The 13,362-nt window shown below is 69.0% G+C and carries 8 protein-coding genes and 4 pseudogenes; 3 read left to right on the top strand and 9 right to left on the bottom strand.

The annotated features are described in order from the left end of the window. Positions 1–271: 271 nt before the first annotated feature. Positions 272–1,371: pseudogene (locus ACZ6EG_RS31345) on the bottom strand (IS701 family transposase); the annotation flags it as partial. Between the two features lie 1,141 nt (positions 1,372–2,512). On the opposite strand from ACZ6EG_RS31345, the gene ACZ6EG_RS31340 reads away from it, so the two are divergent. Both ACZ6EG_RS31340 and ACZ6EG_RS31335 read left to right on the top strand, forming a co-directional pair. Continuing rightward, complete coding sequence (locus ACZ6EG_RS31340; RefSeq protein WP_391971407.1) at positions 2,513–3,034, top strand: hypothetical protein; 522 nt, start codon at positions 2,513–2,515, stop codon at positions 3,032–3,034. Positions 3,035–3,315: 281 nt separating this feature from the next. Further along, positions 3,316–3,420, top strand: a pseudogene (locus ACZ6EG_RS31335) (IS21-like element helper ATPase IstB); the annotation flags it as partial. Positions 3,421–3,725: 305 nt separating this feature from the next. On the opposite strand, the gene ACZ6EG_RS31330 reads toward ACZ6EG_RS31335, so the two are convergent. From ACZ6EG_RS31330 to ACZ6EG_RS31320, 3 genes and pseudogenes are all read right to left on the bottom strand, one after another. Beyond that, a complete protein-coding gene (locus tag ACZ6EG_RS31330) occupies positions 3,726–4,196 on the bottom strand; it encodes a nitroreductase family deazaflavin-dependent oxidoreductase (protein ID WP_469609707.1) in 471 nt (156 codons plus the stop codon). A gap of 116 nt (positions 4,197–4,312) precedes the next feature. Continuing rightward, positions 4,313–5,770 (bottom strand): annotated as a pseudogene (locus tag ACZ6EG_RS31325) (GMC oxidoreductase); the annotation flags it as partial. A gap of 9 nt (positions 5,771–5,779) precedes the next feature. Further along, on the bottom strand, positions 5,780–6,109 hold the full coding sequence (locus ACZ6EG_RS31320; RefSeq protein ID WP_469609704.1) for a hypothetical protein: 330 nt from the start codon (positions 6,107–6,109) through the stop codon (positions 5,780–5,782). 221 nt (positions 6,110–6,330) lie between these two features. Between ACZ6EG_RS31320 and ACZ6EG_RS31315 the strand changes: the two genes are divergently transcribed. Further along, positions 6,331–7,713: a cytochrome P450 gene (locus tag ACZ6EG_RS31315; RefSeq protein WP_469609701.1), complete on the top strand. Its 1,383-nt coding sequence runs from the start codon at positions 6,331–6,333 to the stop codon at positions 7,711–7,713. Positions 7,714–8,014: 301 nt separating this feature from the next. Here the strand turns inward: ACZ6EG_RS31315 and ACZ6EG_RS31310 are convergent, their stop codons facing one another. The 5 genes and pseudogenes from ACZ6EG_RS31310 to ACZ6EG_RS31290 form a co-directional block, all read right to left on the bottom strand. Further along, a complete protein-coding gene (locus ACZ6EG_RS31310) occupies positions 8,015–8,614 on the bottom strand; it encodes a hypothetical protein (RefSeq protein WP_391971410.1) in 600 nt (199 codons plus the stop codon). A gap of 213 nt (positions 8,615–8,827) precedes the next feature. Further along, positions 8,828–10,627: a polyprenyl diphosphate synthase gene (uppS, locus tag ACZ6EG_RS31305; RefSeq protein ID WP_469609698.1), complete on the bottom strand. Its 1,800-nt coding sequence runs from the start codon at positions 10,625–10,627 to the stop codon at positions 8,828–8,830. Beyond that, positions 10,579–11,373, bottom strand: coding sequence for an ABC transporter permease (locus tag ACZ6EG_RS31300; protein WP_391971412.1), 795 nt, complete (start codon positions 11,371–11,373; stop codon positions 10,579–10,581). The genes uppS and ACZ6EG_RS31300 overlap by 49 nt, the downstream gene beginning before the upstream one ends. Before the next feature lie 47 nt (positions 11,374–11,420). Next, positions 11,421–12,026 carry an ABC transporter ATP-binding protein gene (locus tag ACZ6EG_RS31295; protein ID WP_391971413.1) on the bottom strand — a complete coding sequence of 202 codons (606 nt, stop codon included), beginning with the start codon at positions 12,024–12,026 and terminating at the stop codon, positions 11,421–11,423. A 392-nt stretch (positions 12,027–12,418) separates the two neighbouring features. Beyond that, positions 12,419–13,231: pseudogene (locus ACZ6EG_RS31290) on the bottom strand (IS5 family transposase). Between the last annotated feature and the right edge of the window lie 131 nt (positions 13,232–13,362).

Below are 13,362 nucleotides of genomic sequence, written 5' to 3'. Positions count from 1 at the left end.
CGGCGCCGGCGGTGGCGCGGCCCTTGTACTCGCCCCACCGCCGCACTCCCGGCTGTTGCGAACAAGGTCGCCGGGGCGGCCCGGCGGTGGGAGCAGAGCCAGGCCGTGAGGTGTGCGCCGTCCAGGTGCAGGACGTCGAACACGACCGGGTGCGCCGACCAGGTACCCGTGGCCGCGAGCGCTCCGGTGCCGAGACGGCGGGCCAGGCGCCGCTGGAGCCGGTCGAACGCGAGGGGGCCCGCCTCTTAATACTCCAGTGCGACTTCGTGATCTATCCGGTCACGGGGGCGGCGAGTCGTTGCTGGTAGTGGCTGCGCCGGGCTGTGGCCTGGTGGTTTCTGCGCCAGTTGACCAGTGCAGCGGCCCGCGCGGGGAAGTGTTCGGTGGGCTCAGCAGGGTGCCGAGCAGGTGGCGGATCTCGGGGACGGTCAGGGCGATGGGGTCGAGGCTGCGGGCGGGCCGGTTCGGCTGTGCGGTCCTGACTGGTGTCGCGTCGGTGGCGAGGTCGGCCAGGAATGCCAGGGCGAGCATGGCCAGGGTGATGTGCCGGTGCCAGGCGGTCCAGTGGCGGACCTGGTAGTGATCCAGTCCGACCTGGCTTATCGCGGCCTGGAAGCACTCCTCGATGCACCACCGGGTCCCGGCCACTCTGACCAGCTCGGACAGCGGCATCCGTTGTGGGGACCAGCACAGGTAGAAGGCGAGTTCGCCGCTGCTCGGGTTGCGGCGGATCAGCAGGTGCCGGTGGCCGTGGGCGCCGATCTCGATCCAGACCCAGTCGTAGCAGCGTGCCCCCTTCGCTCCGGCTCCTGCGCTCTGCCGGTACCAGGCCGAGGCGGGCAGGCGGTCGGCAACGGCATCCACCCGGGCAGCGGTTCGCCCCTGGTTGATCCGCACCCCGGTGCTGCAGGCGACGGCCAGGACGTAACCAGTCCGGCGAGACTCCAACAGCGCACGCAGGCCGGGGTCTTGGCCGTATGCCTCATCGCCGGTCACCCAGGATGCGCCGATGCCGGCGTCCAGCGCGGCCGCGATCACCTGCCCGGCCAGCGTGGGCTTGGTCGCGAACTCCACCTGGTCGGGCACCCCGGCACGGGTGCGGCGCTCGGCGTCCCGGGACCAGGACGTATCGGGCAGGTAGAGCCGGCGGTCGATCAATGCCCGTCCTCTGTTGGAGGCGTAGGCGAGGAAGACACCGACCTGGCTGTTCTCGATCCGCCCCGCGGTGCCGGTGTACTGCCGCTGCACGCCCGCCGAGGTGGCGCCCTTCTCAAGGAAGCCTGTCTCGTCGACGGTCAGCACGCCATCGTCGGCGCCGAGGTGCTCGTGGACGTAGGCGCGCACGTCGTCACGGAGGGCGTCGGCGTCCCAGTCGACGCCCTGGGCGGGGGGGTGGATGCCTTGCGCCAACGGGTTCAGGATGACCGCGCGTCCGTCCATCCGGCCCTCACCTCCACAACACGCCTGGCTGCCTACCCCGCAAGGTCATCGAACCAGATCACGAAGTCGCACTGGAGGGTTGGGCGCCTCCCCCGCAAAGGCGCCCCCCGGTCGGCCGCGGTACCCGATATCGACCAACGACCGACCGCCCCTCTTCGGTCTCGGAGTCCTAGAGCCCGGCCCGCTCGGCCTCTGGCGACCCCGGACGTGTATGCCCGCGTTCAGGCTTGTCAGGGCTGGCCACCCAGCACGACAAAGGGGTCTACACCCGAACGTGCAGAGCCCTTTCGCTCATCAGGGGGCTTTTATGCCTACTTCGGCAATACCGGTCCTTCGTAATGGTGGTGGTGCTGCCAGCGCCAACCTTGTCGGGGTCGTATCCGACACCGGCGTTGGAATCGATGACGACGTATTCCCGTCAAAGCGGGCCGTGACAGAGCTGGAGTAGCTCGGACCCTCGTGGATCATGAACATCTCGGTACGCATGCGGCCCATGCCGTGGTCCCTTTCGTTGATCTTGCGCTGTGCGGGCAGTACCTCGCGCACAGCCCAGGACCATCAGCCCGAACGCCGCCGCCACCGGCCGTTTCCAGATGATCTCGGCAGACGGGCCAGCAAGATCAACGGTCAGACAGTACACGCACCACACAAGTTGGACCAGAACCACAACCCGCTCGATAAAGCCAGCCGGCGTCAGTTCTCCGACAGGATCCGGACAACGATCGCTTTCGCCAGACGGTCCGCCTCCCGCGACATCGGCCCGCCCTCCTGCGAAAGGGGTTTTACTTGCCCCCACGCCCTGGCTCCGGCGCGGGCCGCCGACGCACGGTGCGCCCCCCGTACGCCAGGGCAGGCGCACCTGCGTCGAAATCCCCTGCTGGCCGGCAACACCACGCCCTGACACCATCGGGTGACGCGGCTCAACCATGGGAGTGACGGCGGCCGTCACCGCCCGCTCCCAGGTGATCAGGCGATCCAGGATCGGAGTCGCCGTCGTCTCCGGCGGACTGTGCATCGACCACGTCTGTGCCGTGCGATCGGTTCGACCACGGCTGATCGAGGAGCCCCCGCCATGCGTTCTCGCTTCCTGTCCGTCCTGGCCGCCGCCGTCGCAGCCACCTCGGCACTCGCGCAACCCGCCCACGCCGCCCCGCTCGTCGACGGGGTCTACCGCTTCGCGGCTCTCCAGGACGGCAAGTGCCTGGTCTGGCCCAAGACGCACGCGAACATCGGTGTGGTGTCCCTGGGCGCCTGCACTGAAAGCGCGTCGACCTCGGCAAACTGGCAGGTACGGCAACGCCCCAACGGAACCATGGAAGTCTCCACACCGGGCTCGGATCCTCGCACCTGTCTGATGGTGACATCGCAGCACACCGTGTCGGTGAACAACTGCAACGACAAGTACGCCGAGTGGACCGTCTCCTACGGCTCCGCCGGACCTGGCAGCGTGGTGTGGGCCGACATCGAGCACACGCCCGCCGACCGGTCCGGCTCGTACGGGAAGCTGGTGGACGATCCCGGTGTGAACACCCGGATCGTGGTGCGGCAGGCCCCCATCGAGCCCCACTACTGGGAACTGCAACCGGTCGGCTGACGAACTTATGCACGGGAAGAGGGGAGAAGTCGAGCCTGGATGGTCGATCATGGGAACTCGACGCGTGCGGTGATCATCAGCAATCGGCGGGCCACTGGTCTGACGGCCTCAGTGATTGCTGAACTCATCGAGAACGTCGACCTGTTGTGGCAGGAGCGTCACCAAACGAGATCGCCGCTCGACCGAGGAAGCGGGCCGTGGGAGCCTGCGCGAAGCACCGGCTGTTGTTCGTCGTCCGGCTCCTGGCCACGCTCTTCCATCTTCGTCACGGGGTCACCCATTACCGCGGCTTCCTCACTGAACTGCTGATGGCCGAGTGCGACGACCAGGCCCGCCGCCGCTCGGAGCGGCGGATCAAGGCGGCCGGCTTCCCGAGGGAGAAGTCTGCACCACCAGCCCGGTACCCTCCTTCCGCGCGGTGATGACAAATTCGCGGCCGGCACGGTGCCGGACCGGCCGGGGCCCAACCATGGCCGACCGATCCGGCGCCCGGCCTACGACCCCGCCGCGACCGTAGAAGGCTCGATCCACCCCCGCCTCAGCGCAACGCTGGCCTGCGTGCGATTGGCGTTGGTACGGAGCTTCCGTAGCCGCAGCCCGGACGCTCGACGGCGGACCACAAGGTCGGGCTTGGAAGAGGAGGCGGGAGACGCGTTCGGCGTGGTCGCACCATCTTGGACGAGAGGGCCCGTTAAGGCCGGGGTGTGAGGTGGAAGACGCGGATGTCGCGGGTGGTGCGGGCGGCGTAGGCGTCGTAGACGGGCAGGGCGGCGAGGATGCGGTGGCGGTGGGATGCCTTTTCCTCTGGGCTCAGCAGCCGGGCGGTCACGTCGTGGGAATGCCTGCCGGTGGTGATCCTGGCGGTGGGGGTGTGGAGGAGGTTGGTGCTCCAGGCGGGGTGGTGTGCTCTGCCGAAGTTGCTGGCGATGACGAGCCAGCTGCCGTCGGGGCTGTGGTGGGCGCACAGGGGGGTGCTGCGGGCTGTGCCGGTGCGGTGGCCGGTGGTGTGGAGGATGACGGTGGTGATGAACAGGCGGCTGGGGAGCAGGCGGCCGCGGGTGAGGCGGTGGACGGCGAGGTCGCAGGCCGGCAGGAGGTGGGGGGCGATGCGGGTGAAGAGGCGGGTGCGGCCGAGACGGACGATGAACGGGTGGTTTGGCACGGGACGGTCGGTGCTTTCAGTGGGGGCAGGGGTTGGTAGGGCTCGCCCTGGTGCGGTCGGGGGTCGCGGGCGCCGGCCGGGGGCCAAGCGGCGAGGGCCCGTTCGGCCATGGCGGTGATGGTCAGCGACGGGTTGTGCCCCAGGTTTCCCGGGATCGCGGAGGCGTCGGTGACGTGCAGGGTCGGGTAGCCGTGCACGCGGTGGTAGGGGTCGATGACGCTGCGAGCGGGATCGGCGCCGAGGGGGCATCCGCCCATCAGGTGCGCGGTGATCGGCACCCGGAGCAGTGTCGTCCACAGGCGGCGGGCACGGCCTCGGATGGCCGCCGCGTACGTGCGCGTGACGGTTTCCGCAGTGGGGCTGCGGACGGGTTCCGGCCGGGTGGTGCTGGGGCGGAAGACGAGCCGTCTACCGAAGGGCCTGGGCCGGTAATGGCTGGTGAGGGCGGAGTTGCGCAGTTCCATGGTGAACAGCAGTGCGGTGCGTCGGCCGAAACTACGGAACGGCAGGGGGAAGGGCCGGATCGCTGCGGCGAGGGGGTGTGTGCCGGGGCCGACGCGGCACAGCTGCAGGAGGGTGGTGGGGGTGGGGCGGATGGCGGAGGTGATGGCGGGGCCGGGGCCGGTGTCGAGGCCGGGTGCGGTGGCGGCGGTGATCACTTCGCGGTTGGTGCAGGTCCTGGTGCCCAGGGCTGGCGAGAGTAGGGGCAGGTGAGGCCGGGAGCGGTGGAGGAGTTCGGTGGTGCCCCAGGCGCCGGCGGCCAGTACCACCTGACCGGCTGTCAGGACCTCGCGTCTGCGGCGCGGGATTCCGTGGTCGAGCACGGTACGCAGGGTCTCGACCTGCCAGGTTCCGTCCGGCTGCGGGTGCAGGGCGACGGCGGTGGTCAGCGGGCGGATTTTGACGCCCGCGCGTTCGGCCAGGTGGAGATAGTTCTTGGTCAGGGTGTTCTTCGCACCGGTGGGGCAGCCGCTGGTGCACTGCCCGCACTGGGTGCAGCCCTTCCTGGCGGGCCCCTGTCCGGCGAAGTAGGGGTCACCGGTCGACTGACCGGGCGGTCCGAAGTGGATGCCGACCCGGGTGGGGTGGAAGGTCGCTCCCACGCCGAGCTCGACGGCGGTCTGTCGCAGCAGCAGGTCTCCCTCCGACGTCCCGGGGACGGTCGTTGTTCCGAGCATGCGCTCGGCCTCGTCGTAGTGCGGGGCCAGTTCGGCGGCCCAGTCGACCGCCGGATCCCAGCCCTCCGCACCGAATGCCTGAGGGGTGGGGCGGTAGTGGACTGCGGCGTAAGCCAGTGATCCTCCGCCGACTCCCACCCCGGTCAGCGCCAGGAGCCGGCGCCGCAGATGAATCCGCATGATGCCGCGCAGCCCCAACCGGGGAGCCCACAGCAGACGCCGGATTTGCCAGGGTGAGGTGGCCAAGTCCTCATCGGCGAAGCGGCATCCGGCCTCGATGACAGTGACGCCGTAACCCCTCTCGGCCAGGCGCAGAGCTGCAACGCTGCCGCCGAAACCCGAGCCGACCACCAGAACGTCCAGTGCGGCAACTGCGGTGGTCGAGGCCTTGGGCATGTTGAAGCCCTATCCGGTAGGGGAATCGTGACGGCTGCACCGCTCTGCCGGCCGCTCGTCGCAAGGGACGCTGCGTGGGCCGGTGCCGGGCCGGGATCCGGTGGCGAGGACAGCTAGGCCGGGGCCGCCCACGCTGCCGTCTTGCAGGCGATACATGCGGTCCAGGCGGGAGGCATCGTAGGCGAGGTGGTACACGACCAGCGCTGAGGAGCCGCGGTCCCGCAGGTTCTGGGCCAGGCAGAAGCGCAGGTAGGTTCCCCAGTCGAAGTCGGTGCTTCTACCCGCGCCGTTCTCGCCGCCGATGCCCGCCAGTTGCCCCGGGCGCAGATCGGATTTCACCCCTTCGAGTACCCGGCGGTGCCGGCAACTCCTGAGCACGTCCCGTAGGCATGGCACCGGTTCGCTCCCGCTCATCCCTGTTCTTGCAGGCCCGCGAGGGCGTAACGCCGCAGCGCAGCGGGCGGCAAGGTTGACGGGGCAGGACAAGGAAGGTTCATCACGCAGGGCACACTAAGCGTAACCTTCTGTGATAGTCCATTTGGCGTCAACGACGAGGACCCATGACCAGCCCAGTCACCACCCACCCCGTTCCCACAGCTCCGGGCGCGCTGCCGTTGATCGGCCACGGACACCACATGCTGTTCAGACCGCTGGCCTTCACCGCCTCGCTCTACGAACACGGCCCCGTCGTACGCATGCTGAGCCCCGGGCCCGATACCTACATGGTCACCTCGCCCGAACTGATCCACCGCGTCCTGGTGACCGAAACGCGCGACTACGCCAAGGGCCGCATGACGCAAGGGATCGGGTCACAGTTCGGTCTCAGCGTGGGGATGGACATGCAGTTCGAGGGACTGACGCTCTTCGAGTCCCACCGCCGCCACCGCCGCACCGTCCAGTCCGGATTCCACCGGCACCGCATCGCAGCTCAGATCCCCGCCGTCCGCGAAACAACCGAAGAGCAGACCGCATGCTGGCAGCCCGGGCAGAGCGTGCGAGTGGACCAGGAACTGGGACGGCTGGCCTGCACGGTCAACGCCCGCACCCTCTGCGGCGAGGGACCGACCGCCCAGGCGGTGGCCGACGCTCTGGCCGACCTCCTCCCGCAGGTCACCCGCGGGCTGTACTGGCGCCTGGCCCTGCCCCGCGTGGCCACCCTCCCCCATGTGCCGGGCACCGGGTCCTTCAACAGGGCCAGAGCCCGCCTGCAGAAGGCGATCACCGCTGCGATCGAGGCCCGCCGCCCCTCCGGTGACCAGGAGACCCCCGACGTCCTGTCCCAGCTCCTGACCGCCCGCTACGCCGACACCGACGAGCCCTTGGAGGACGTCCAGGTCGTCCGGGAGGTCATCTTCTATCTCTTCGCCGCAGTCCACGGCATCAGTGACGCCCTGCCCCACGCCTTCCACGAACTGGCCCTCAACCCTCATGTCGAGCAGCGCCTCCATGGCGAGCTCGACACTGTCCTTGACGGGCGCCCCGTCCAGCCCCAGGATCTGCCCCGCCTGGACTACGCGCGGCGTGTCCTGCAGGAAGTGCTGCGCCTGTACCCGCCGGTGTGGATCTTCGCGCGCCGCACCCTCGTCCCCGTCCAGCTCGGCGACGCCCACCTGCCGGCCGGCGCGGAAATCGCCATCAGCGCCTACCAACTGCAGCGCAACCCGCAGGTGTTCGCCGACCCGGAGGTCTTCGACCCCGACCGCTGGCTGCCCGAGCGAGCCAGAACCCTTCCCCCCTCCTCCTACCTCGCTCTGGGAGCCGGGCCGCGCAAATGCATCGGCGACAACCTCGCCATGACGCACTTGCTGGCCGCCCTGGCCACCATCAGCGCCCAATGGCGGCTGCGCCCCCGGCCCGGTCGACGAATTCGCCGGCCGACGCCCCGCATCTTCCTCTCCCCCGGCCCCCTGCCGATGACCCTGGAGCAGCGCAGCCGACCATGACTCGACGCAACGACCAGGTCACTTCCTCTTCCCGCACGATCGTGGCCGCGCCGGACCTCACGGCAGAGCTCCTGGCCCTCACCGACCGGCAGCCACCGGAAGGCGAGGGCCGGTGTGCGGTGCCGCCGACGGTCCGCACCCGCTCATCCCGGCCGGACTCCCGGCCGGGATGAGCGGGTGCGAGCGCCGACCTGCTGCGGCTGATGCGCCTGTTCGGCATCAACGAGCAGGCCGCCGTGCGTGGCACAGGTGTTTCCACGCCGGCGGCCAGCCCTTCGCCAGGTCTCGCTTCCCTGGGCGTTTACCAGCCTGCCTTGGCGGTGTTGTAGGACGTGCGGCAGGCGGGGTCGGCGGCCGTGGTGGAGAGCTTGGTCATGACGTCCTTCCAGACCTTCTTGGCCAGGGTCTGCTGTGCCGCGTACGCGGCGGGGAACTCCGGGGCGTGCTTCTTGATTGTCGCGAGGGTGGATACGGCCCACTTGTTGCAGGCCGGAGCGGCGGCGTTGCGGTAGCGGTTGTCGAGTTCGGTGGTCACAGCGGGGCCGTTGGCGACGGCCCACTTGTTCCAGGCCGCGCACGCGGGCTCGGTGAGCAGGGCCTGCTCTTCCTCGCTCAGGTTGCCCAGGGCGGCCAGAGTGGCGTTCCACGGCTCGTCGGGCATGGCGTAGTGGGTGGTGGGGAACTTGTCTCCAGTCTTGAAGATCGCCTCCTGGCAGGCGGGCGGCAGCGGGGCCGCCTGCAGGCGCGCGTCCTTGGCCAGGAACTGAGAGGTGTCCAGAACATGCGCGGACTGGGCGCTCGCCTGCATGGGGGTCATGGCGAGAGAGCATGCGCCCAGGAGGGCCGCGGAGAGGACCGTTGCGGCAACGGCGGGACGCTTGAGGATACGGGTGGGGTTCATAGCGGTCAGTAGGCTCCTTTTTGGGAAGGACTGGGCGAGCGCCGGCCCGGTACAGGCCACTGCTCGATAGAAGAACGGCCACGGTCCTTCACAGGACACGAAAGACCGCCCGGAAGAGGAAGGCTCGGTCACTGCGGGTGCGCGCTGGACAGCCCCGTCGCGCGGTCGCGGCGGGCACGGGCACTTGTACGTGCAGCCATATGCGGGATACGGCTAGGGGTGGCTTGCGATGCGGGCGTCCTGGTCGTGTTCCGCGGGCTGCGGCGCAGGGACCGCGCCGTAGCGGCGGGCGCGGTGGGTGTACTGGGTCATGGCCTGCCACAGGTCGCGGCGGTCGACGTCCGGCCAGAGTGTGTCCGAGAAGAGGATCTCGGCGTAGGCGGTGTGCCAGGGCAGGAAGTTTGAGATGCGGTGCTCACCGCCGGTACGCCACAGCAGGTCGACGTCGGGCAGGTCACTCAGGGACAGGTGGGAGCGCAGCAGATGTTCCGAGACCCTGGTTGCGTCGAGGTGGCCGGCGCGTGCGTCGCTGACCAGGGAGTCGGCGCCTTGGGTGAGTTCGCTGCGGCCGCCGTAGTTGAGGCAGACCGTCAGGCTGAGACCGGTGCGGTCCTTGGTGGCCTGCTCGTTGCTGCGCATCAGGTCGACGAACTCGCCCGGCAGGCCGTCAGGGGCTCCGGCCCAACGAATCCGCACGTCGTGGCGGAGGAGTTCCCCGGACAGTAGCTGTTCCCGTGCGCATGTCAGCACGTGGTCGACTTCCTCCCGCGGGCGCTTCTCCAGGTTCTCGGTGGACAGCACATACACGGTCAGGTGAGGCAGTCCGATCTCCAGCGCGCCGTGCACGACATCGACCAGCATGTCTCCGCCGGTCTTGTGACCGTCGCTGCGCGTGAGGCCGCGCGCGGTGGCCCAGCGGCCGTTGCCGTCCATGATGATCGCGACATGGTGAGGCATCCGCTCGGCACGGAGCTGTGGAGGGCGGGCTCCACTGTGATGGGGTCGAGGTGGCAGGAGTTCGGAGGATGCCGCTCGGTGTGCCGGGAGGATCGCGGGGGCGGGCGGGGCCGTGGTAGGGAATGCGGGGAGAGGGAAGAGGCGCCAGGCCGCGGCCGCCAGAATTCGGGCCTGGCCGGCGGTGCGCCAACGTGCGAGCTGGGACGGGCGCATCACGGTGTGGTGCAGGAGCGCGGGTCCGGCCTTTTCAGCGGCGCGCAGGCGGGCCTGGTAGAGGCTGCAGCCCGTACGCAGCATGACGGCGGGGCCGGGGGGCAGGCTGCCCCAGATCTGGGGTTGGTTCAGCCAGCTTCGGGCTTGGCGGAGGTGGCTGTTGATCAGCGCCTGGACTTGCGGGGTCCAGCGGCGCTGCAGGAGGTCTTCCTCGGTTACGCCGAAGCGCTGCAGTTCTTCTGCGGGGAACCTGATGTCGTTCTGGTCGAGGTCCTCGGCGAGGTCGGTCAGTGAGTCGGTGAGGAACAGGCCGTCGGACAGGCGCTGGTAGGCGTCCATGCGGGTGAGGTGGAGAGGGACGTCGAGGCCGGCGTGCCGCATCATCGTCAGGCACTGCTCGAGGAAGGGCAGGTAGTTGTTCCTGCTCCTGGTCCGCCACTCCTGCCACGGCGCCGCGATCGGGGCGGATCGCAAGGCGTCCAGGTGGTAGGCCGCGAAGGTGGCGTCCAGCTTGCGCATGTCGAGGTTCCAGTGGCGGGCGGCGTGGACCAGCGCCTGGCGGGCCGGGTCCTTGCTGGTGCCGCGCAGCAGATCGATCGCCAGGGCGTCCTGCCACGCTTGCAGGCGCTCGGAACCGTTGCCCTCGCTGATATCCACCAAGTCATCGGTGATGCTGATAGCGGCCAGCACGGCCCAGCACGCCGGGCGCAGCATCGAGGGCATCAACAGCGAGGCCAGGAAGTCATCGGCCCTGGTCGACCGCACATAGTCTCGGCAGACCGCGTAGGCGGACTTCAGTTCCGGATCGTCGATTCCGGCCCGCGCGCAGTCGGCAGCGAACACGGTGCTCCTTGGGTAGGGGACGGAGGCTGGCCGGTCACCGCGGACCGGGTTCGCCGGCGAAAGGCGAGGAGACTGAAGGCAGCGGCGCCGGTGAACCACGTCAACTGCACGCCCAGGCAGCTGAGGGGCATGGAGTGGGAGAAGCCGGCGGCCGAGGCGGACTGCATGGCGCCGTAGGAGGGCAACAGGCGCACCATGGCGCTGCCGGCCCCCTTGCTGGCGATGGGGTTCTGCAGGGTGAGGTCGATGACGCTGATCATCACGATGAGGAAGGCGCCCTCCAGCTCCCGGCGCACCACCGTGCCCAGGACCACGCCGACGGCTCCGTAGGTCATCGCGGCGCTGAACAGAGAAAGGGCCAGCACGCCGGGCTGACGGGGCGACCAGTACACGCACATGACGGCCGTGGCGTAGCCGCTGACAACGGCCGAGGCCAGAATCAGGGAGGCGACCTTCGCCAGCAGGAGCTGGGGGCGGGGGTAGCCGGCCATGGCCAGTCGCCGGTCGAAGGTGCCCGAGCTGAAGGTGGCCGAGAACATCGCGAAGCCGACGATCAGCGTCACGGCGTTCAACGCGCCGCTGATCTGCGTGAGCTCGTTGCCGGCCGCGATGACACTCTGGCCGGTGGCCCAGAGCCTGAACGACACCCGCACATCCACGATCATGAACTGCCCCAGCGAGATCCACAGGGGCACGAACAGGATCACCAGCGCCATCGCGAGCTGGTTGCGCACCTGCTCGATCACCGCGAACCGTGTGGCAAGGACGAACTGCGCCAGAGAGGGGGAGGGGCTCACGGCGCCACCACCGCCCCGGCGCGCAGCACGCCTTCCTCCAGACGCCACAGGACGTCCAACCGATCGACGTCGTAGGCGAGATGTGATACCACCAGCACGGACTGACCAGCACCACGCAACTGGGCGGCCAACTCCCAAAAGCGCAGATAAGTCTCCCAGTCGAAGCCCTGGTAGGGCTCGTCCAGCAGCAACACGTCCGGATCGTGCATCAGCGCCAGGGCCAGGTTGAGCTTCTGCCGAGTCCCTCCGCTGAGCACCCCGACCCGCTCCCCAGCGAACTCGCGAAAGCGCAGCGCCTCCATGATTTCCTCGGCCCGGCGCAGGTCGGGCAGCGAGTAGGCGGCCTTGAACAGCTCAAGATGCTGGTAAACGGTGAACGCATCGTTGAGCACCACCTGCTGCGGGCAGTACCCGAACCGTCCCTCGTGCCGCACCACCCCACGGTCGGGCCGCAGCTCACCGGCGAGGATCTTCAACAGCGTGGACTTCCCCGCACCGTTCTCCCCCACGATGCCGACCAGCGCGCCCCGCGGCAGCTCGACGTCTACCCCACACAACACCGCCCGGCTGCCGTAGGCGTGATGGATACCTGCCACCTTCATCAACGCCCCCTGTGATCAAACCCGTCTCCCACCAAGAACGCCGCAGACAGCCAATGGTCACGCCGGACGGCAGATACACGGTCGGAACAGGCGGCGCGAACCCACACGTCACCGCACTCAAGCAGCAGAACGTCCCCTGGCGGCGTTTGGCACCCGAAACGTCCGCCACCGCGTTGGTCCCATGGGAAGCCAAAGGAGGTGCGGGCGGACCCAGTGATGGTCTGGGATGTGGGTGCCCTTGGGCAGGTGCTGCACCAACTCTCCTGAGTGATCGCAGGCGTACGCATCCGGCCGTGTCAGGCCGGTGCGATGTCCAGGTCGCGCTCTGACGTCACGTCGGCGCGTCCGCATCATTGGGGGGTGATGGCGTCCTGGTCCCCCAACTGATCATTTCAGGATGACGTTCGCAGTCGTCGCAAGCAGATGATGCTGCAGGCGAGTTGCAACAGGCCGAGATGGAAGTCGGCGCGTATCTCGTAGCGGATCCGCAGTCGTTTGAACTGGTGGAGCCAGGCGAAGGTGCGCTCGACGACCCAGCGGGTCTTTCCCGGGCCGGAGCCGTGGGCGGTGCCTTTGCGGGCGATCTTCGGTGTGATGCCCCGGGCCCGGAGGAGGCTTCGGTACTTGTCGTAGTCGTAGCCGCGGTCTGCGAACAGCCGGCGCGGACGATGACGCGGGCGACCGCGCCGCCCGCGGATGCGGGGGATCGCGTTCAGCAGAGGCATCAGCAGCGTGACGTCGTGACGGTGTCCGCCGGTCAGGGACACCGCAAGGGGTGTTCCGTTCCGGTCGGTGATCAGGTGGTGCTTGCTGCCCGGGCAGGCGCGGTCGACCGGCGAAGGTCCGGTGTGAGCCCCCCTTTGAGGGCCCGGACGTGTGAGCCATCGATCGCCGCGTCGTCCATCTCCAGCAGCCCCGCCTTGCGCAGCTCGGCCAGGAGGAGCTCGTGCAGACGGGGCCAGACTCCGGCCTCGGTCCAGTCAGTCCCGCAGCTGCCGCCAGGCCGTCACGCCGCCGCAACCGATCCGCTCCGTGGGTACATCGGCCCAGCTCACGCCCTTGCGTAGCACGTAGACGATCCCGCGCAGGGCGGCCCGGTCGTCCACCGGCAGCCGCCCCGGATACCGGCGACGACGCGGCGGGCGAGGAGGGAGCAACGGGGATACGCGGTCCCACAGGTCATCAGGCACAAGATCATCCGACACCCGCAGAAGTCTGCCGCTGGCTCAGTCCACAACCAAGCCCTGGGCCAGCCTCATGGCTCTGTACACAGCTACAGCGCCCACAACGGCTGTTCCGTTCGGCATAGCGCGGTGCCGGAAAGGCTGAGGAGATT

It is taken from the genome of Streptomyces sp. NPDC041968 (genome assembly GCF_055589025.1).
This window is presented reverse-complemented; position numbering and strand designations above follow the sequence as displayed.